The organism is Acidovorax bellezanensis, from assembly GCF_025421555.1.
GTDB classification, from domain to species: Bacteria; Pseudomonadota; Gammaproteobacteria; order Burkholderiales; family Burkholderiaceae_C; genus Comamonas; species Comamonas bellezanensis.
This window is the reverse complement of record NZ_JAODYH010000004.1, coordinates 700,085-718,679: the sequence shown is the minus strand read 5'-3', so window position 1 is coordinate 718,679 and position 18,595 is coordinate 700,085. Positions and strand designations below refer to the sequence as shown.

Below are 18,595 nucleotides of genomic sequence, written 5' to 3'. Positions count from 1 at the left end.
GCTGAAGAACGAAGCCAAGGTAATCTAAGGAGTTGATGGAAATGACCGCACTGGTAATTGCAGAACACGACAACGCGTCCATCAAGCCCGCGACCCTCAACACCGTCACCGCCGCTGTCGCCTGCGGTGGTGATGTGCACGTGCTGGTGGCCGGCCTCAACGCCGGCGCCGCCGCCGCTGCCGCCGCCCAGATCGCTGGCGTGAGCAAAGTCATCCACGCCGACGGCGAAAGCCTGGCCCACGGCCTGGCCGAGAATGTCGCCGCCCAAGTGCTGGCCATCGCCGGCAACTACAGCCACATCCTGTTCCCGGCCACGGCTGGCGGCAAGAACGTGGCTCCGCGCGTGGCCGCCCAGCTCGACGTGGCGCAGATCAGCGACATCACCAAGGTGATCGCCGCCGACACTTTCGAGCGCCCGATCTACGCCGGCAACGCCATTGCCACCGTGCAAGCGCTGGACGCGACCCGCGTCATCACCGTGCGCACCACGGGCTTTGACGCCGCTGCAGCCACCGGTGGTTCCGCCGCCGTGGAAACCGCCGCCGCAGCAGCCGACGCCGGCCAGAGCACCTTCGTCGGCAGCGAAATCGCCAAGAACGACCGCCCCGAACTGACGGCCGCCAAGATCATCGTTTCCGGTGGCCGGGCGCTGGGCAGCAAGGAAAAGTTCGACGAAGTGATCACCCCCCTGGCCGACAAGCTGGGCGCGGCCATCGGTGCTTCGCGCGCCGCCGTGGACGCAGGCTACGCAGCCAACGACTTGCAGGTCGGCCAGACCGGCAAGATCGTCGCGCCGCAGTTGTACATCGCGGCCGGCATCTCGGGTGCGATCCAGCATCTGGCCGGCATGAAGGACTCCAAGGTGATCGTGGCGATCAACAAGGACCCTGAAGCGCCTATCTTCTCGGTAGCCGATTACGGCTTGGAAGCCGACCTGTTCGTGGCCGTGCCGGAGCTGGTCCAGGCGGTATAAGCCCCAGAGTGAAGCGTTCAAACGCCTGCCCAGGAGACGGGGCAGGCGTTTTTTATTTTGACGAGAGAAAGAGAAAAACATGTCGCAATCGACTTCACGCCGTTCATTCCTTCACACCGCCGCCGCTGGCGCCGCCGTGGCCTGTGCGCCGGCCTGGTCGCAGACCGGCTGGCCCAGCAAGCCCGTGCGCATCATCGTGCCCTACACGGCGGGCGGCTTCACCGATCAGATGGCGCGCCTGCTGCAGATCGGCCTGCAAAAAGCCCTGGGCCAGCCCATAGTCATAGAGAACAAGCCCGGCGCCAACAGCATCATCGGCGTGGACCAGGTGGCCAAGGCCGCGCCCGACGGCCTGACATTCGGCGTGGTGATTCCCGCGTACGCGGCCAACACCACGCTGTACGACAAGCTGCCTTACAACCCCCAGAAAGACCTGGTGGGCGTTTCGCTGATGGGCGTGTCGCCCCTGGTCGCCGCCGTGGCCATGAACGCGCCGTTCAAGACCACCAAGGAGCTGGTGGCCTATGCCCGCGCCAACCCTGGCAAGGTGAGCTTCGCGTCCTCGGGCAGCGGCTCCAGTGCCCACCTGACGACGGAACTGCTGAAGCTGATCACCAAGACGGACATGGTGCACATTCCCTACCGCGGTGCTTCGCCGGCCCTGGTGGACTTGATGGGCGGGCAGGTGCCGCTGTTTCTCGATCCGCCCCCCAATCTGGTCCAGCCGGCCAAGGCCGGACGCATCCGGCTGATCGGCGTGGCCAGCGAAAAGCGCATTCCCAGCCTGCCCGAGGTGCCTACCTTCATCGAGCAGGGCATTGACGGGCTGGTGGCCAGCACCTGGGCGGCGATGATCGCGCCCGCGGGCGTGCCGCGCGACATCCTGCAGCGCATGTCGAGCGAAGTGCGCCGCATCATGCACAGCGAAGAGACGCGTGCGCGCCTCGATGCCATGGGCACCGTGGCCGAAGGCTCCACGCCCGAGGAGTGCGACCGCTTCATAGCGGCCGAGACCAGGAAATGGGGCCGCGTGATCCGTGATGCCAACGTGACGCTTTAAGCCGCCCTGCGCCCAGGCCGGCACCGGCCTGTGCGCTGCCCCCGCCGCTTCGCCACAGCGCCATGGCGTGGCGGCCCAGCGACCGCCTGCACAGTCGCCTCCATTCCCCCGCCGACGCGCCGACGCGCCGCCGGCCGCCGGGGCGCACTCCCGCATTTTGTGATCAGAATCACTTCGTTTTAATTCGTTTTAATTCGAATCGCTGCGCGTCCAAATGAATATGATTCTTATATAGATCCTATGGGCGGACGCGCCATTCCTTGCGCGGCCACCCATAGGCCCAGCAGCTGCCTTGTACGTCCTTTTAAAATGAAGGGGTATTATCGGTTTGCTGGAAATTGCTATCTATTTTTAGGAATGAAAAGAAAAATTCTATGTATTGAAATCGTTGATTTTTTGTTTTGTGACAGTTTGTTGATACAAAATGAAACAATGCTTCGTACGGAATTTCTGCCTGGCAAATCCACGTCGTTCAGAGGGGGATGGCTGCGTGGTGCGCGACAAGAAAATCAGTGGGCTGACGAATAGCAGTGTTTGGGGATGGAAAGATATCCTTTGAAGTTTTGCAAAAAGCGACCGATATATATCCAGTCCACAGCGTATTTGATCAGTTAACGGACGATGCCATTTTGCTGATCATGGAAATAGGTTCTGCGAAATATGGGAAGAAACCATCGGCCTGATCCCAGTCCATGGGGATTTGATCAGTTAACTGACAATGCCAATCATTGGCGGATTGAAAGAAATCCTATGCAATTCTGGAATAACTGCTCGGTCAAAGCCAAGCTCATCGGTACTTTCGCTTTGCTGATCGCCCTGATCATTGGCATTTCGGGCTACGCCATCTTCGTGATGAAGGAAGACAGCCAGCGATTCAGCAACTACATCGGCGGCATCAAGGCCCGCGGCGATGCGGCCAACAAGGTGCGTGACGCGGTCGATCTGCGCGCCATCGCGGCGCGCAATCTGGTGCTGGTGACCAAGCCGGAAGACCTGGCCCATGAGAAGGCCGTGGTGCAGACGGCGGTGGTCGATGTGCGCAAGAGCCTGGCGCAGCTCAAGGAGCTGTCCTCCAAGCCCGATGTGCCGCCGGAAGTGCGCGCCAAGATCGACGCCATCGCCAAGATCGAAGCCGAATACGAGCCAGTGGCCCTGTCCATCGTGGAGATGGCCCTGGGCGGCCAGCGCGAGGCGGCGGTGGAGAAAATGAATGCGCAGTGCCGGCCTTTGCTGGCGGCGCTGATCCAGGCCACGGACGACTACAGCAGCCTCACGGCGACGCGCTCCCAGACCATCATCGCCGAGACCGAAGCGAGCAACCAGCAAAAGCAGCTGGCGCTCATCATCGGCTGTGCCATCGTCGTGGCCCTGACCTGCTGGTCCGCGGCGCTGATCGTGCGCGCGGTGGTGCGGCCGCTGAACCAGGCCGTGGACCTGATCAACGACATCGCCCAGGGCGATATCAGCCAGAGCATCACGGTGGACAGCAAGGACGAGTTCGGCCGCCTGCTGTCGGCCCTCAAGAGCATGCAGGAAAGCCTGGTCACGCTGGTGTCCTCGGTGCGTCAGGGCGCCGATGGCGTGTCCACGGCCAGCGCGGAAATCGCCCAGGGCAACCAGGATCTGTCGGCGCGCACCGAAAGCCAGGCCAGCGCGCTGGAGGAAACGGCGTCTTCCATGGAGGAGCTGGGATCGACCGTGCGCCAGAACGCCGACAACGCCAGCCAGGCCAACCAGCTGGCCCAAAGCGCCAGCACCGTGGCCCAGCAGGGCGGCCAGGTCGTGGAACAGGTGGTGGTGACCATGCGTGGCATCAGCGATTCCAGCAAGCGCATTGCCGACATCATCAACGTCATCGACGGCATTGCCTTCCAGACCAATATCCTGGCCTTGAATGCGGCCGTGGAAGCGGCCCGCGCCGGTGAGCAGGGCCGGGGCTTTGCGGTGGTGGCCAGCGAAGTGCGTTCCCTGGCGGGCCGCAGCGCGGAAGCGGCCAAGGAAATCAAGCATTTGATCAACGAGAGCGTGGAACGCGTCACGGCTGGATCGACGCTGGTCGATCGCGCGGGCCACACCATGAGCGAAGTGGTTGGCAGCATTCGCCGTGTGACCGACATCATGGGCGAGATCAGCGCCGCCAGCTCGGAGCAAAGCGCGGGCGTGGCCCAGGTCGGCGAAGCCGTGACCAACATCGACCATGCGACCCAGCAGAATGCGGCGCTGGTCGAAGAGATGGCTGCAGCGGCCGGCAGCCTGAACGCGCAAGCCCAGGAGCTGGTGCGCTCGGTCAGCGTCTTCAAGCTCTCGCCCTCTGCGGCGCCCATGCGCCCGGTCAGCGTGGCGCGAGTTGCAGCACCCCAGCCGTCGCGCCCCGCGGCCGCGCCGGTCGCCAAAAAAACCAAGCCGCTGGCCAAGCCTGCGCTGGCTCCGGCCCGCAGCGCGGCCGAAGGGGAATGGGAAGCTTTCTGAGGCACACTGTGCGTTGCGCGCCCGCGGGCGCATCTCTGCTTGCCCCCTTTGCTGGGGGCAAGTGCATTCAGAAGGCCATTTCCCCATGAGCGATTTCCAACAACGTGTTGCCGCCAGCTTTGGCGCGCAAGGCCTGATGACCACCCTGGGCGCCACGCTGGCCCTGGTGGCCGACGGCGAAGTGCATATCGCCCTGCCTTTTTCTCCGCACCTGTCGCAGCAGCACGGCTATGTGCACGCCGGGGCCGTCACCAGCGTGGTCGACAGCGCCTGCGGTTACGCGGCCCTGACCCGCATGGCCCCCGGCCACGAAGTGGTCACGGCCGAGTTCAAGATCAACTTCATGCGCCCGGCACTGGGTGAGCGCTTCCTGGCCGTGGGCAAGGTGGTGAGCGCGGGCAAGCTGCTGCTGGTCTGCACCGGGGAAGTGCGGGCCTTCAGCGCCGGTAACGCCGACTACAAGGTGGTGGCACTGATGCAGGCCACCATGGTCAGCGTGGCGCCGCGCTAGGCAGCGGCTTGGTCAGCGCGCCAGCAGCGCCAAGGCTTCGGCCGCGATGCGCTGCGTCAGCGCCGCCGCGCCCATTTCACGCCCCAGGGGCGCGGCCTGTCCGGCCCACAGCGAACTGAAATCCGCCGATCCCTGTGCCTCGGCCGCCGTCTTCAGCGGCGCCAGTGCCCCACCGGCCAGCGGAAACGCCGGCGCCAGGGGCGACAGCGGGCCGGATTCGCGCATCAGGCGGTTGACCATGCCGCGCGCGGGCCGGCCGGTGAACAGGTTGGTCAGCGCCGTGGTCTCGGCCTGGGGGCTGCGCAAGGCCGCATGGTGGGCGGGAGTGACTTTGGCTTCGGGCGTATAGAGATAGGCCGTGCCGAGCTGCACGCCCGCCGCGCCCAGCATCAAGGCCGCCGCCATGCCGCGCCCGTCCATGATGCCGCCGGCCGCGATCACCGGCACGCGCACGGCATCGACCACCTGGGGCACGAGGGCGAAGGTGCCCAACTGGCTGTAGACCTCGTCCGTCAGAAACACGCCGCGGTGGCCGCCGGCCTCGGAGCCCTGGGCGATGATGGCGTCCACGCCGCGCGCTTCCAGCCAGCGCGCTTCGGCGACCGTGGTGGCCGAGGAAATCACCTTGGCGCCCGTGGCTTGGACGCGCGCCAGCAGCTCGGGCGCGGGCAGGCCGAAATGAAAGCTCACCACGGCCGGGCGGAATTCCTCGACCAGCGCGCACATGGCCGCGTCGAAAGGGTTGCGGCTTGAGGGCGCCACCGGCATGTCCGGGTCCAGGCCCAATTCCAGGTAGTAGGGGCGCAGGTGGGCGCGCCAGGCGGCTTCGCGCGCGGCGTCCGGCGGCGGGCTCTGGTGGCAAAAGAAGTTGAGGTTCAGCGGCGCCGCGGTCTGCGCGCGGATCAGCGCCAGTTCGCTGCGCACCTGGGCTTCACTGAGCATGGCGCAGGGCAGGGCGCCCAGACCGCCCGCCTGGGCCACGGCGATGGCCATGGCATGCAGGCCGGGCCCGGCCATGGGCGCTTGCAACAAAGGCAGGTCAATGCCGAAAAGATCGAGCAGACGGGAGTCGGGCCAGGTGTTCATGGTGGAGCTTGGATGGGGAGCCACGGAACTGCAGATTCTGCACCGGATGGCGACCGGCGGATGGCGGACGACTCAGCAGTGCAGGGCCGCAGCCGCCAGCGTCGCCACCCGCAGCGCCGTTTCGCCCGGCGTGCCGTCTTCGGCATGCCAGGCAAACGACAGGCCGGACCAGGCCAGAGTCCATTGCAGCAGGTGCTGGCGCTGCAGATCGAAGCCGGGCAGCTCTTCGGCGTTGTGCGCGATCTTGAGCATGGCGCGCTGGCCGCGCCACAGCACGGGCAGGAGCAAGGAGCCAGGGGTGTGCTGGGGCGGGCCATCCCGGGGCGGGCCATCGGCCGTGAGGCCCCAGCGGTGTGTGATTTCAGACAACATGGGCCCAGCCTAGCATTGCGTGGCGCCCACCGCCGCAGCTAATCCAGTTTGATCCCGGAAGAGTCGATGGCTTCTTTCCATTTGCCCGTGTCCTTTTGCACAAACTCGGCAAAGGCCTGGCCCGACAGCGCGCTGGGAAGGCCGCCCGTCTGCGACAGTTTGTCGCGCAGCTCGGCATCCTGCATGGCCGCGGCCATGGCGGTCTCTATTTTCGCGGCCATGTCGGCCGGGGTGGCGCTGGCCACGAAAATGCCGACCCAGGCACTGGAGAGCATGTTCTTGTAGCCGGCTTCGGCCATGGTGGGCACCTGGGGCAGCTCGGGCACGCGCGACTCCGAGGTGACGGCCAGGGCGCGCAGCTTTTGCGACTGGATGTGCGGCAGGGCCAGCGTGAGGTTGTCGAACTGAAACCGGGTTTCTCCCGCCAGCAAGGCCATGGTGGCCGGGGCCGAACCTTTGTAGGGCACATGCACGGCCGTGCTGTGGGTGCGCAGATTGAACAGCTCGCCCATCAGGTGGCTGGTCTGGCCAATGCCGGCCGAGCCGAAGGAGGCCTGCTTGGGACTGCTTTTGATGGCCGCGACCAGGTCCGCCACGCTCTTGTAACCCGTGCTGGCATTGACCACCAGCACATTGGGAAAGGAGATCACGCCGGCGACGGGCCGCAGATCCGCGGCCTTGTACGGCAGGTTGGGGTAGGCGCTGTAGTTGATGGCCTGGGGCCCGACATTGCCGGCCAGCAGAGTGTAGCCGTCGGCCGGCGTGCGCAAAAAGGCCTGCGTGCCTATGATGCCGCCGCTGCCAGGCCTGTTGACCACGATCACGGGCTGGCCTGTCAGGCTGGAGAGCTTTTGCCCGAGCAGGCGAATCGGGGTGTCCACGCTGCCGCCCGCGGCGCCCGGGACGATGATGGTGACGGGGCGCGTGGGCCAGGCTTCGGCGGCCTGGGCGGGTGTCAATGCCGTCAGGGCCCAAAGGCCTAGCAGGGCGCAGAGTGCGTATGGGCGCGGGGATGTCATGGTGGTGTTTCCTTGTCGGCGTTTTCAGAGCAGGCAGCCCAGGTGGTGGTCGGCATTGCCCAGCAGCAGGTCGTTGTCGAAAATGCGCTTGGCGTAGTGGCTGATCGGCGTCTCGTCCTGAAAACCGATGGCGCCGTGCAGTTGCAGCACGTCCAGGGCCATGCGCCGCCCTGTGACGCCGCTGAGGTACTTGAGCTGGCGGGCCTGGCGAGTGAGGGTCTCGGCGGGCGCGCCATCGAGTGCTTCGAGCACGCTGTCCAGGTAATGGCTGGCCTTGCTCCACTGGCGGTACAAATCCGCGACCCGGTGCTGCAGCACCTGGAACTCCGACAGCGGGCGTGAAAACTGCTTGCGTATGCACAGATAGTCCACGGTCTGGCGCAGGGCCTCGCGGCTCGCGGCCAGGCTTTCGGCGCTGAGGGCCAGCAGCGCAAAACCATGGGTTTTTTGCAGTGCCTGGCGCAGCGGCTCGCCTTGGGCGATGCGCTGGTGGCTGGCAATGGGCAGTTGCTCGAACTGCACGGCAAACGCCGGCCGGCCGTCGTGCAGGCGATAGGCTTGCAGTTGATCGCGCGCCGCGCATTGCGCGAGTTGCTGCGGCGTGAGGTGCAGCAGCAGCAACTCGCCCGAAGGGCTTTCGCTGGCGCTGAGCAGCAGGCCCGCGTCCGCGCCCTGGGCCTGGCCCTCGCCCATGACCAGCGCCGCGCGCCCGGTCAGCGTCCAGCCGTCGCCGCGCGCCGTGGCCGCAAACGAAGCGTCTTCTTCCAGCGGCAGGCCCAGGCGCAAGCTGCCCGCGCCCAGGCCCCGCAAAAGCGCGTCACTGGCGGCGCTGGCGGGCAGGGCCTGCAGCAATTGCATGGGCAAGACGCTTTGCCACAGCACGGGCGCGTTGACCAGCGACTCGCCCAGCGCCGCCATGGTGCGCACGGACTCGGACGGCGGGCGCTCCAGGCCGTCCAGCCGCTCGGGCAGGTTCATGGCCAGCAGGCCCAGGTCGATCAGCGGGGTCAGCACATCGCTGGCAGTTTCCCCGTCCACGGCCTGCAGGCGTTTTTGCCGCAGATCGAAACTGTGCTGCCTGTCCAGCCAGCTGCGCAGGGACTCGAGCAGCATGGCGCATTCGGGGGAAACCGGCGGCGCGGGCGGTTGGTGCAAGGCCGTCTGCTGGCCCAGAACCGCCTTGGCCACGATGCCCAGTTGCACTTCGGTCGAGCCGCCGGCCAGCGAGCTGCCGCGATAGCGCCAGAAATGCAGGGCGGCGTTGCCGTCGGCCTGTTCCGCGTGCGTGGCGGGCAGGCCTTGCAGGGCCTGGGGCGAAAGGCGCAGCGATTGCCGGCCGCGCAAGTCCATGTCCAGCAGGTGGATGTCCTGCAATAGCTCAATGCCGTCGAGCTTGAGCAGCGAGGCCTGCAGCGCCGGGCTGCCGCCGGCTTCGGCCAGGGCAATGGCCGGGTTCCAGCAGGCATCCAGGGCCTGGCCGCGCACGCGCAGTGCGGCCAGGCGGCTGCGCAGCAACACATGCTGGGCATTGTCCGGGGACCGGCCCAGGCGCTGCGCCATCTCGGCTTCCAGGGCCGCCAGGCCGGCCTTGCATTCGGCCACGCGGGCCACGAACAGCCGCTCTATGACCAGCAAGCCCTTGGCGATATGCCAGCCCTGGTCGACTTCGCCCACCAGTTGATCGGCCGGAATGCGCACCTCGTCAAAGAAGATCTGCACATGAAACGGCGCGCCGTGGATGTACTGGATGGGGCGCACGCTCACGCCGGGCGCCTGCAAGTCCACGAGGAAGACGGAAATGCCGTCCTGTTTGCGCGCGGCCTCGGGGTTGGTGCGCGCCAGCACCAGCGCCCAGTTGGCCCAATGGCCCAGGCTTTGCCAGATCTTGCTGCCGTTGAGCACCCATTCGCCGTCGCGCAACCGGGCCGAAGTCTTCAGCGCGGCCAGGTCAGAGCCCGCATCGGGTTCGGAGTAGCCCTGGGCCCAGTAGTCGTCAAAGTTGAGCATGCGCGGCAGAAAGCGCTGGCATTGGGCCGGCGTGCCAAAGCGCATCAAGGTCGGGCCTATGGTGTCTATGCCCAGGTTTTCGGCATGGGGCGCATCGCTGGCCGCCAGCTCCTCCTTGAACACGGCCTGCTCGCGCAGCGACCAGCCCGTGCCGCCGTATTGGCGGGGCCAGGAGGGCGCGGCCCAGCCTTGCTGGTGCAGGATTTTTTGCCAGCGGCTGGCCTGCTCGCGCGTCACCAGGGCATGCGAGCTCGTCGCGGCCTGGATGTCCGGCGGCACGGCGGAGGACAGGAACTGGCGCAGCAGTTGGCGAAAGCCATCGAGATCGGTGTCGGTCATGCGGAGCAAGGGAATGGGGGGAAAGGGCGGAGGGGCTGGCTTAGCGCTGGTCCGAAGGCCAGACCGGCGGGCGTTTTTCCACGAAGGCGGCCATGCCTTCACGCGCATCGTCGGTGGCCGCGACATTGCCGAAGTGTTCCACCGCCGACGCCACGCCCCGGCGGTACTCGACGTCGATGGCCTTGTGGAAAGCCTGGCGGCCCAGCTTCATGACCAGCGGGGATTTGCGGCAGAACTGCTGGGCGATGGCGCGCGCGCGCTCCAGCACCTCGGCCTCGGGCACGATCTGGTTGATCAGGCCCAGCTGCAGCGCTTCGGCCGCGGAAAAGCTGCGGCCGGTGAACAGCAGCTCGAAAGCCCGGTGCTTGCCGATGATGCGCGGCAGGTGGGTGTAGTGGATGGCTGGGGTGACACCCACATCGATTTCCGGGTAGCCGAAGCTGGCGGTGTCGGAGGCGATCAGCATGTCGCAGGAGACCGCCAAGGTCATGCCGCCGCCGCGCGCCGTGCCGCTGACAGCCGCGATGGACGGCTTGCCCAGCCGTGTCTGGGCTTCGAACAGTCCGCTGTAGAGCTTTTCCACCAGGGCCAGTTTGTACTCGAAGTCGGCATCGCCCATTTCGCTCAAGTGCAGGCCGGCGCAAAACCGGCCGGGGACGGCGCTGCCCAGGATCACGGCCTTGACGGCGGGGTCGCGCGCCGCGTCGGCCAGGTGCTGCAGCAGCTGGTCCATCATGGCTTCGGTGATGGCGTTGACCGGCGGGCAGTTGAGCAGGATTTCGGCGACGGACTGGCGCACCGTATAGGTGAGTGCGGGAGTGTTGGAGTGCATGGCAGGCCTTATGCGTGGGTGGCGACGACGCGATCGGCCAGCAAGGCATCGATCTCGTCGGGGGAGTAGTGCGCCTGGCGCAGGATGTCGCGGGTGTGCTGGCCCAACAGGGGCGGGGCACAGACCTGTTCGCGCGCCGCCTGGTTGAAGCGTATGGGCAGATTGACGCTCTTCATGGCGCCCAGGGTGGCGTGCTGGCTTTCCCCGACCACCTGGCGCTGGGCCAGCTGCGGGTGCTCCAGGGCCTGGTCCAGGGTGTGTATGGGCGAGCAGGGCACACCCGCGGCCTGCAAGGCCTGCAGCCAGTGGCGTATGGGCTGTTGGGCGATCTGCTGCTGCACCAGCGCCACGGTTTCGGCGAAATGCGCCACGCGGGCGCCGTTGGTGGCAAAGCGGGGATCGTCCTGGAATTGCGACAGCTGGGCGATGGGACAAAAGCGCTGCCACTGGCTGTCGTTGCCCACGCCGATCATCAGCGGCCCGTCGCTGGCCTCGAACACCTGGTAGGGCGCCATCGCGGGGTGGCCCGTGCCCATGCGTTGCGGCAGCTTACCGCTGCACCAGTAGTTCTGCGCCAGATAGCCCATGAAGCCCATGGCCGTGTCCAGCAGCGAGACTTCCACCAGGCTGCCGCGCCCGGTCTGGGCGCGCTCCAGCACGGCGGCCAGCACGCCGCCAAAAGCCATCATGCCGGTGCCCAGGTCCACGGGAGAGAAGGTGGCGCGGACCATGGGGCCGTCGGGCTCGCCCATCACCGCGACCATGCCGCTGAAGGCTTGCAGCATGACGTCGTAGCCCGGCTCCAGGCCCAGGGGGCCGTCGCGGCCGTAGCCGGAGATCTCGCAATAGATCAGGCGCGGGTTGAGGGCGGACAGCGTCGCATGGTCCACGCCCAGTTTCTCGGCCGTGCCGGAGCCAAAGCCCTGCAGCACGATGTCGGCATCGGCCACCAGGCGGTGCACGATGGCCCGGCCTTGCGGGCTTTTGAGGTCCACGGCCAGGCTTTGCTTGTTGTGGTTCACCGCCAGAAAGGTCGCGGACTGTCCCTGCCTCTGGGGCAGCCATTGGCGGGTGTCATCCCCCAGGCCCAGGGGCTCGACCTTGATCACTTCCGCGCCGAGGTTTCCCAGGTATTGGCCGCACAGGGGGCCGGCCAGCACCTTGCTCAGGTCGACCACTTTCAAGCCTTTCAAAGGCGTCATTCCATGCTCCGATCAGATAGGGGGGCGATTGCAAACGGGTTGGTCATCAGACGGGGCGAATGTCGATCTGCTTGCCCAGCAAGGCCCAGTGCTCGGTGTCCTTGAGCACGAAGGCATGCACCTTGTCGGGCGCGATGGCCATGCCCTGGGCGCCGCGCGCCTGCAGGGCGGCGATGTACTCGGGGTTGGTGATGCTGCGGTACAAGGCCTGGCGCAACTTTTGCACCGCGGGCGCGGGTGTCCTGGCATGGATCTGCAGCGACAGCCAAAAGCGCAGATTGACGGCTGGGTAGCCGCATTCCTGCATGGTGGGAATGGCGGGCAATTGCGGTGCGCGCTCCGCGGAAGTGATGGCCAGGCCCTTGAGGCGCCCGCCCTGGATCTGTCCCAGCGAGGTGGTCATGCTGTCGAACAGAAAGTCCACATTGCCGGCCATCACGTCGGTGGCGGCCGGCGCGCTGCCCTTGTAGGGCACGCCCACGGCGTCGATGCCGGCATTCTTGAGCAGCAGGGCCGCATAAATGTGCGGCGAGCTGCCCGAGCCGAACGTGGCATAGGTCAGCGTGCCGGGCTTTTGCTTGGCCAGCTCCACAAGCTCGGCCAGCGAGCCCACGCCCAGCTTGCCGGGGTGCACGACCAGCACATTGGGCACCACGGAGACAATGCCCAGCGTCTGGAAGTCGCGCGTGGGGCTGAAGCGCAGATTGGGGTACATCAGCGGGTTGATGGCCTGCATGCCCACGGTGTTGAGCAGCACGGTGCTGCCATCGGGCGGCGCATCGGCGACCATTTGCGCCCCGATGTTGCCGCCCGCGCCCGGCTTGTTCTCGACGATGACGGTCTGCTCCAGCTCCTTGGCCAGATAAATGGCCGCCAGCCGCGCCGAGAAGTCGCCCGGGCCGCCCGCGGCAAACGGCACGACGATGCGCAAAGTCTTGTCCGCATTGGCGCGGGCCAGCGAATGCGTGGCAAGCAGGCCCAGGGCCGTGCTTTTGAGCACGTCGCGTCGGTTGAACTGCATGGGGCGTCTCCTGTTGTTGTGTTTCAGGCCTCCAATGTGTCCAGGAATGCTATAACCGTCAAAGACCAAATATTGATGGTAGGTATCAATCTGATATATACCCCGGCGCAGGTCCGCGCTGGAAACGGTTCTGTTTTCGCTTTCATCCGCCATGTCCATCGATATCCGAAACCTGCAGTGTTTTCTGGCCGTCTGCGCGGCCGGCTCCATCTCCAAGGCGGCGCAGACCATGTACATCGCCCAGCCGGCGATGAGCATGCACATCAAGGGGCTGGAGACGGAGCTGGGGCTGCAGTTGTTCGAGCGCAGCGCGCAAGGCGTGACGCCCACCGCGGCCGGGCGGCGGCTGGAAAAGCATGCACAGGCCCTGCTGGCGCAGTTCGATCTGGCGCTGGACGAAGTGCGCCACATGGACGCCACGCCCAGCGGGCCGCTGAATGTGGGCCTGCCCCAGTCCATGGCCAAGCTGCTGACCGTGCCCCTGGTCAACGGCACGCTGGCCCACTGGCCTGGCGTGCAGTTGCAGGTGGCCGAGCTCAGTACCGGCTACATCCCGCAGATGCTGCTGCAGGGCCAGGTGGATGTGGGCCTGACGTTTCAAAAGCACGCCAGCGCGGGCATTCTTTACGAGCAGCTGGCGACCGAGGCCCTGGTGCTGGTGGCCCCGCCAGGCCAGTTCGCGCGGCGAAAGAACGCGGCCTTGCCCAAGATAGCCTTTGCCAGCTTGCAGCGCTACCCGCTGATCCTGCCCGCGCCCGAGCACGGGCTGCGCATTCTGCTGGACAGCGTGGCCAGTGCCCACCACCTGCAGCTGCAGCCCTTGGCGCAGGTCAACGCCATCCACCAGATCATCGATCTGGTCGCCTCAGGCGTGGGCTGCAGCATCCTGTCCTATGCGTCCGTGTTCCAGGAAATCAAGCGCGGGACGGTGTCCGCGGCCCAGATCCACGCCCCCGAAATCTCCCGGCCGGTGTACCTGGCGCGCCGCTCCACCGACAACCCCAGCATGGCCGAGTCGTCGATCTGCAATCTGCTGCGCGCCATTGTCCAGGAGCTGATCGCCAACGGCAGCTGGCCGGCCCAGGTCGCGGCCGGCTGATGCCGGACGCGACCGCCGGGCTCAGCGCGGCTGCCGGTACTGGTCGCGCAATTGCTTGCGGTTGAGCTTGCCGACGGCGGTTTTGGGAATCTCCTGCAGGAACAAGACCTGCTGCGGCTTCTTGTACGAAGCCAGCTGCTGGGCCACATGGGCGATCAAGGCCGCTTCGCTGACCTGCTGGCCCGCATGCAGTACCACGGCGGCCGTGACGATTTCCACCCACTTCTCGTGCGGCAGGCCGATCACGGCGCACTCGCGCACCGCGGGGTGGGTCATCAAGGCGTTTTCCACTTCGCGCGGATAGACGTTGTAGCCGCCGCTGATGATCATGTCCGAGGTGCGGTCCTTGAGGAACAGATAGCCTTTGGCGTCGAAGACGCCGACATCGCGCGTATAGACCCAGCCATCGGCGCCGAAAGTTCCCGCGGTCTGCTCGCTGGCGTTGTAGTAGCCGGCCACGGCCGACGGCGCGCGCACGGCGATTTCTCCGGGCGTGCCGGTGGGCACCGTGTGGCCGTGCTCGTCGACCAGCTTCATTTCCACGTCCAGCGCGGGCTGGCCGCAGGCGTCGAGCAGTTCCTCGCGGTGGTCTTCAGGCCGCAGCACGGCCAGGCACAGCGGCACTTCGGTCTGGCCGTAGTACTGCCAGAAGCGGTGCTGGCCCCACAGCTGCATGCCGCGTTGGATGATGGCGCGCGGCATGGGCGAAGCGCCGTAGATGACGGTGTGCAGCGCGCTGACATCGGTGGTGGCGATGTCGGCGTGCTCGAACAGCATCTGCATCATGGTCGGCACCAGATTGATGGCCGTGATGCGCTCGGCCTGCAGGGTGCGCAGGAACAGCCCGGGCTCGAAGCTGGGCAGGATCACGGTGCGCGCGCCGCGCAGCCAGAAGGGCAGCACGAAGACGCCGCTGGCGTGGATCATCGAGGCCGCGTGCAGCATGGCGTCGTCCGGCGTGGCCGGCAGCAGGTTGAGCAGCACGTTGCGGCAGACGCCGGCGTAGGAAGCCTGGGTGTGCTGGGCGGCCTTCAAGGTGCCGGTGGTGCCGGAGGTGAACAGGGTCAGGACGATGTCGTCGGGCCGCACTTCGATCTCGGGCCAGGTGGTGGGCTGGCGCTGCGCGAGCCGCATCAGGTCCTGCCCTCCTTCGACCTGGGTGTCCAGGCCCAGGCAGCTCAGGCCGGGCAGGGCGGCGTCCAGGGCCTGGGCGCGCTCGGCCAGGTCGGCGCCGAAGACCAGGTGCGTGCAGCCGGTTTCCTGCAGCATGCGCACATGCTCGTCCAGCGACAGCCGCGCATTGAGCGGCACGCGGTTGATGCCGGACTTGACGCAGGCGAAATCCAGCGGAACGCTGTACAGGCCGTTGTTGAGCAGCAGGCCTACGCGGCTGCGCGGCGCGATGCCGCAGCCCAGCAGCGCATGGGCCAGCCGGCTGCTGAGTTCGTCGACTTCGGTGAAGGTCATGCTTTGCGCGCCGAAGACGATGGCGGTGCGCGGGCCATGCTGCAGCGCGCCGCGCCGTATCAGTGCATGGTAGGTGGGGCTGCTGGGGAAGGAGGCGGTGGCTGCGGTGGAGTTCATGGAGGTCTTCTGTAGCGGTAACGGGTCAGGTAGGGCGGGTCGAAGGGGTGATTCCAGCTGGGCCAGCGCGGCCTAGCGCTTGAATTGGCCGTGGCGGCCGTCGCCTTGCATGAAGCGGGCGGCACCGGCCTCGCCTTCGGCGAAGACCATGGGCGTGCCCTGCGCGCCTTCGCGGCGCAAGGCCTGGGCCAGCGGCAAATCCCATTGCTCGTAGGCCGAGCGCCTGTCGGCCAGCATGCACTGTTGGGGAAAGGCGGCGATCTGCTGCGCCAGTTGCTGCGCGGCCGCCAAGGCGCCGCCTGGAGGCGTGATGCGGTTGACCAGGCCCATGGTCAGGGCTTCCGCGGCGCCCACGGGGCGGCCGGTGAGAATGAGGTCCAGTGCGCGCCCCATGCCGATCACGCGCGGCAGGCGCACGGTGCCGCCATCGATCAGCGGCACGCCCCAGCGGCGGCAGAACACGCCGAAAGTCGCGTCTTCGTCGGCCACGCGCAGGTCGGCCAGCAAGGCCAGTTCCAGGCCGCCGGCGACGGCGTAGCCGTTGATGGCCGCGATCAGGGGTTTGGCCAAGGCCATGCGCGTAGGCCCCATGGGGCCGCTGCCGCCGCCGTCGGGATCCAGTTCGTTGCGCAAGAGCGGATCCGCCGTGGCCGCGAGGTCCGCGCCCGCGCAGAAGTGGCCGCCAGCGCCGGTCAGGATGGCGACGCGCAAGGCAGCGTCGGCCTCGAAGCGCTCGAAAGCGGCACGCAGTTCGGCGGCCACCGGGCCGTTGACCGCATTGCGTTTTTCCGGCCGCTGGAGGGTGATGGTGCAAACGGCTCCATCCGCGTCGTATGAAATGTGCTGCATGGCGCTCTCCCAGGGCGTTGGCCCTGGTTTAATTACAAAAAAATCGGTTGACGGCCATGCTACGAAACATTTCTTTATTACACAAACATGGACGCTATCTGTAATGTTCCAGTGGAGCGGCCCACGGCGCCCGACCTGATCCTCGACCTGCTGGTGGCGAATGGCCGGGTCTTGCCGGTGCAGGCCCTGTGCCGCGCGGGCGCCTTGATGGGCATCAGCGATGCCACCATGCGCGTGGGCCTGACCCGGCTGGCCAGCCAGGGCAAGATCACCCACAGCGCGCGCGGCGCCTATGGCTTGAACCGCGGCGGCCCGGCATTGGCCCGAGATATCGACGATTGGCGGCGCAAAGGCGCGCAGACCGTGGCCTGGCGCGGCCAGTGGCTGGCCGTGCAGGATGCGGGCGTGCCGCGCTCGGACAAGACCGCCTGGCGGCGCCACAGCCTGGCCTTGCAGCTGCGCGGGCTGGCGCCGTTCCAGTCGGGCCTGCATCTGCGGCCCGACAACCTGCGGGGCGGTGTGGGCGCCGTGCGCGCCCAATTGCTGGAACTGGGCCTGGCACCGCAGGCGCTGGTGTTCTGTCTGGACGGTCTGGATGCGCAGCGCAGCGCGCAGGCCCATGCGCTCTGGGATGTCGCTGCGTACAGGAACGATTACCGCCGCCTGCAGCGGGCGCTGCAGGAGAGCGGCCAGCGTTTGCCCGCCATGGGCCTGGCGGCCGCGGCGCGCGAATCCTTGCTGCTGGGCCGGGCGGTGATTGCCTACCTGGTGCGCGACCCGCTGCTGCCGCCGGAGTTGATGGCGGACGACGCGCGCACGGCCCTGGTGCAGCAGATGCAGGCCTACCAGGACGCGGCCGTGCGCGTGTGGCGGGACTTCATGGGACTGCCGGCCGGGGCGCTTTAGCTTTGCAGCGCGGCCTGGGTGTGCTCGATGTGCTTTTCCAGTAAATCCACGGCCAGGGCAATGTCCTGGTCCATGCAGGCCTGGAGAATCAGCTGGTGCTCGGTCTGCGGCGTCTTGCGCCCGACCTTGTAGGACTGCATGGCGCGCAGGTGGCGACCGATGCCGCGCACGCTGTCCTCTATCATCTTGAGCAGCTTGGCGCGTCCGCAAGGGCGGTACAGCGTCAGGTGGAACTCGAGGTTGAGGTCGGCCCACTCCTGCGGGGAATCGCTGTCCTCATAGCGTTCGAGGATTTTCTGCGCCGCGCGGTGGTCCGAGGGCTGCATCAACGGAATCGCTAGCCGTAGCGCCCGCGCTTCGAGCGCGATGCGGATGTCCAGCGATTCAATGAGTTCCTGCACCGACTGGGACGAGACGATGGAGCCCTGGTGGGGGCGGTGCTCCAGCAGCCCTTCGGCTTCCAACCGCTTGAGGGCTTCGCGCACCGGAATGCGGCTGACGCCGAAGCGCTCGGCCAGGGCCTGTTGTTTGAGCTGTACGCCTATGCCCAGCTCGCCGTTGAGTATCAGGTCACGCAAGGCGTCGGTGATCGCATCCGCGGTAAGGATGGATTCGTTGGCGGGCGCTAGGCTGGCCATGGATGGGCCTGTGGGTCGTTGGCGTGCATGTCCCCATTTTATGAGCGAATCCAAAGTCGGATCCGTTCTTGCAGGCCCGAGCAGGCATGTCGGCGACAGTGCCGCTCACATGCCTGGCAAGGCCAGGTGCGAGGAGTTTTTGACCTCTTCCATGACGGCGTAGGTGCGGGTTTCGCGCACGCCCGGCAACTGCCACAGCACGGTGCCCGCGAAGTTGCGGTAATCGCCCATGTCCGCGCTGCGCGTCTTGAGCAGGTAGTCGAAGCCGCCAGCCACCATGTGGCACTCCATGATTTCCGGGCGCACCTGCACGGCGGCCTTGAACTGTTCGAAGACATTGGGCGTGGTGCGGTCGAGCAGGACTTCGACAAACACCAGCATGCCCGCGCCCAGCTTGAGGGGGTTCAGGCGCGCTTCATAGCCCAGGATGAAGCCGTCGCGCGTGAGGCGTTGCACGCGCGCCAGCACGGCCGTGGGCGACAGGCCTATGGTGTCGGCCAGCTTCAGGTTGGTGATGCGACCGTCGGTTTGCAGCGCCGCCAGGATGCGCAGGTCGAGCCGGTCCAGGTCCAGCGAGCCTATCGATTCGTCTAGTGATTTATTCTGCATATTTGATAAATTATGAAC

Annotated in this window: 17 protein-coding genes; 6 read left to right on the top strand and 11 right to left on the bottom strand. The window is 66.5% G+C overall.

The features are described from left to right. Window positions 1-41: 41 nt before the first annotated feature. The 4 genes from N0K08_RS11500 (at window position 42) to N0K08_RS11485 (ending at window position 5,014) form a co-directional block, all read left to right on the top strand. Window positions 42-974: an electron transfer flavoprotein subunit alpha/FixB family protein gene (locus tag N0K08_RS11500; protein ID WP_261500472.1), complete on the top strand. Its 933-nt coding sequence runs from the start codon at window positions 42-44 to the stop codon at window positions 972-974. A 79-nt stretch (window positions 975-1,053) separates the two neighbouring features. Continuing rightward, the gene (locus N0K08_RS11495; RefSeq protein ID WP_261500471.1) at window positions 1,054-2,034 is read left to right on the top strand and encodes a tripartite tricarboxylate transporter substrate binding protein; all 981 of its coding nucleotides are present in this window, start codon (window positions 1,054-1,056) and stop codon (window positions 2,032-2,034) included. 750 nt (window positions 2,035-2,784) lie between these two features. Beyond that, the gene (locus tag N0K08_RS11490) at window positions 2,785-4,503 is read left to right on the top strand and encodes a methyl-accepting chemotaxis protein (RefSeq protein WP_261500470.1); all 1,719 of its coding nucleotides are present in this window, start codon (window positions 2,785-2,787) and stop codon (window positions 4,501-4,503) included. Window positions 4,504-4,588: 85 nt separating this feature from the next. Further along, window positions 4,589-5,014 carry a PaaI family thioesterase gene (locus N0K08_RS11485; RefSeq protein ID WP_261500469.1) on the top strand — a complete coding sequence of 142 codons (426 nt, stop codon included), beginning with the start codon at window positions 4,589-4,591 and terminating at the stop codon, window positions 5,012-5,014. Between the two features lie 12 nt (window positions 5,015-5,026). On the opposite strand, the gene N0K08_RS11480 is transcribed toward N0K08_RS11485, so the two are convergent. From N0K08_RS11480 to N0K08_RS11450, 7 genes are all read right to left on the bottom strand, one after another. Further along, window positions 5,027-6,100, bottom strand: a complete 1,074-nt coding sequence (locus tag N0K08_RS11480) for an NAD(P)H-dependent flavin oxidoreductase (RefSeq protein ID WP_261500468.1) — start codon at window positions 6,098-6,100, stop codon at window positions 5,027-5,029. A 72-nt stretch (window positions 6,101-6,172) separates the two neighbouring features. Beyond that, window positions 6,173-6,472, bottom strand: coding sequence for a hypothetical protein (locus tag N0K08_RS11475; protein WP_261500467.1), 300 nt, complete (start codon window positions 6,470-6,472; stop codon window positions 6,173-6,175). 38 nt (window positions 6,473-6,510) lie between these two features. Beyond that, window positions 6,511-7,491 (bottom strand): Bug family tripartite tricarboxylate transporter substrate binding protein, encoded by a 981-nt coding sequence (locus tag N0K08_RS11470; RefSeq protein WP_261500466.1) that lies wholly within the window; start codon window positions 7,489-7,491, stop codon window positions 6,511-6,513. A 24-nt stretch (window positions 7,492-7,515) separates the two neighbouring features. Beyond that, window positions 7,516-9,837 carry an acyl-CoA dehydrogenase family protein gene (locus tag N0K08_RS11465; RefSeq protein WP_261500465.1) on the bottom strand — a complete coding sequence of 774 codons (2,322 nt, stop codon included), beginning with the start codon at window positions 9,835-9,837 and terminating at the stop codon, window positions 7,516-7,518. Between the two features lie 40 nt (window positions 9,838-9,877). Then, the gene (locus N0K08_RS11460; protein WP_261500464.1) at window positions 9,878-10,669 is read right to left on the bottom strand and encodes an enoyl-CoA hydratase/isomerase family protein; all 792 of its coding nucleotides are present in this window, start codon (window positions 10,667-10,669) and stop codon (window positions 9,878-9,880) included. 8 nt (window positions 10,670-10,677) lie between these two features. Next, window positions 10,678-11,871 carry a CaiB/BaiF CoA transferase family protein gene (locus N0K08_RS11455; RefSeq protein ID WP_261500463.1) on the bottom strand — a complete coding sequence of 398 codons (1,194 nt, stop codon included), beginning with the start codon at window positions 11,869-11,871 and terminating at the stop codon, window positions 10,678-10,680. Between the two features lie 46 nt (window positions 11,872-11,917). After that, window positions 11,918-12,892: a Bug family tripartite tricarboxylate transporter substrate binding protein gene (locus tag N0K08_RS11450; RefSeq protein WP_261500462.1), complete on the bottom strand. Its 975-nt coding sequence runs from the start codon at window positions 12,890-12,892 to the stop codon at window positions 11,918-11,920. 151 nt (window positions 12,893-13,043) lie between these two features. On the opposite strand from N0K08_RS11450, the gene N0K08_RS11445 reads away from it, so the two are divergent. After that, window positions 13,044-13,991: a LysR family transcriptional regulator gene (locus tag N0K08_RS11445; RefSeq protein WP_261500461.1), complete on the top strand. Its 948-nt coding sequence runs from the start codon at window positions 13,044-13,046 to the stop codon at window positions 13,989-13,991. A 21-nt stretch (window positions 13,992-14,012) separates the two neighbouring features. On the opposite strand, the gene N0K08_RS11440 is transcribed toward N0K08_RS11445, so the two are convergent. Continuing rightward, window positions 14,013-15,575 carry a class I adenylate-forming enzyme family protein gene (locus N0K08_RS11440; protein WP_261500460.1) on the bottom strand — a complete coding sequence of 521 codons (1,563 nt, stop codon included), beginning with the start codon at window positions 15,573-15,575 and terminating at the stop codon, window positions 14,013-14,015. Between the two features lie 72 nt (window positions 15,576-15,647). Next, complete coding sequence (locus N0K08_RS11435; protein WP_261500459.1) at window positions 15,648-16,424, bottom strand: crotonase/enoyl-CoA hydratase family protein; 777 nt, start codon at window positions 16,422-16,424, stop codon at window positions 15,648-15,650. 87 nt (window positions 16,425-16,511) lie between these two features. On the opposite strand from N0K08_RS11435, the gene N0K08_RS11430 reads away from it, so the two are divergent. After that, on the top strand, window positions 16,512-17,330 hold the full coding sequence (locus N0K08_RS11430; protein WP_261500458.1) for a PaaX family transcriptional regulator: 819 nt from the start codon (window positions 16,512-16,514) through the stop codon (window positions 17,328-17,330). Here N0K08_RS11430 and N0K08_RS11425 read toward each other — a convergent pair. Beyond that, entirely contained in the window at window positions 17,327-17,968 is a 642-nt protein-coding gene (locus N0K08_RS11425) for a GntR family transcriptional regulator (protein WP_261500457.1), read from the bottom strand. The two genes, N0K08_RS11430 and N0K08_RS11425, sit on opposite strands and share 4 nt — an antisense overlap. 105 nt (window positions 17,969-18,073) lie before the next feature. Beyond that, a complete protein-coding gene (locus N0K08_RS11420) occupies window positions 18,074-18,577 on the bottom strand; it encodes an Lrp/AsnC ligand binding domain-containing protein (RefSeq protein WP_261500456.1) in 504 nt (167 codons plus the stop codon). Window positions 18,578-18,595: the final 18 nt, after the last annotated feature.

Excerpts from the sequence above, each read along its gene's own strand:
- N0K08_RS11435 (WP_261500459.1), bottom strand. The coding sequence starts at position 16,424 with ATGCAGCACATTTCATACGACGCGGATGGAGCCGTTTGCACCATCACC.
- N0K08_RS11495 (WP_261500471.1), top strand. The coding sequence starts at position 1,054 with ATGTCGCAATCGACTTCACGCCGTTCATTCCTTCACACCGCCGCCGCT.
- N0K08_RS11455 (WP_261500463.1), bottom strand. The coding sequence starts at position 11,871 with ATGACGCCTTTGAAAGGCTTGAAAGTGGTCGACCTGAGCAAGGTGCTG.
- N0K08_RS11485 (WP_261500469.1), top strand. The coding sequence starts at position 4,589 with ATGAGCGATTTCCAACAACGTGTTGCCGCCAGCTTTGGCGCGCAAGGC.
- N0K08_RS11430 (WP_261500458.1), top strand. The coding sequence starts at position 16,512 with ATGGACGCTATCTGTAATGTTCCAGTGGAGCGGCCCACGGCGCCCGAC.
- N0K08_RS11420 (WP_261500456.1), bottom strand. The coding sequence starts at position 18,577 with ATGCAGAATAAATCACTAGACGAATCGATAGGCTCGCTGGACCTGGAC.
- N0K08_RS11470 (WP_261500466.1), bottom strand. The coding sequence starts at position 7,491 with ATGACATCCCCGCGCCCATACGCACTCTGCGCCCTGCTAGGCCTTTGG.
- N0K08_RS11425 (WP_261500457.1), bottom strand. The coding sequence starts at position 17,968 with ATGGCCAGCCTAGCGCCCGCCAACGAATCCATCCTTACCGCGGATGCG.
- N0K08_RS11475 (WP_261500467.1), bottom strand. The coding sequence starts at position 6,472 with ATGTTGTCTGAAATCACACACCGCTGGGGCCTCACGGCCGATGGCCCG.
- N0K08_RS11445 (WP_261500461.1), top strand. The coding sequence starts at position 13,044 with ATGTCCATCGATATCCGAAACCTGCAGTGTTTTCTGGCCGTCTGCGCG.
- N0K08_RS11450 (WP_261500462.1), bottom strand. The coding sequence starts at position 12,892 with ATGCAGTTCAACCGACGCGACGTGCTCAAAAGCACGGCCCTGGGCCTG.
- N0K08_RS11500 (WP_261500472.1), top strand. The coding sequence starts at position 42 with ATGACCGCACTGGTAATTGCAGAACACGACAACGCGTCCATCAAGCCC.
- N0K08_RS11465 (WP_261500465.1), bottom strand. The coding sequence starts at position 9,837 with ATGACCGACACCGATCTCGATGGCTTTCGCCAACTGCTGCGCCAGTTC.
- N0K08_RS11440 (WP_261500460.1), bottom strand. The coding sequence starts at position 15,575 with ATGAACTCCACCGCAGCCACCGCCTCCTTCCCCAGCAGCCCCACCTAC.
- N0K08_RS11460 (WP_261500464.1), bottom strand. The coding sequence starts at position 10,669 with ATGCACTCCAACACTCCCGCACTCACCTATACGGTGCGCCAGTCCGTC.
- N0K08_RS11490 (WP_261500470.1), top strand. The coding sequence starts at position 2,785 with ATGCAATTCTGGAATAACTGCTCGGTCAAAGCCAAGCTCATCGGTACT.
- N0K08_RS11480 (WP_261500468.1), bottom strand. The coding sequence starts at position 6,100 with ATGAACACCTGGCCCGACTCCCGTCTGCTCGATCTTTTCGGCATTGAC.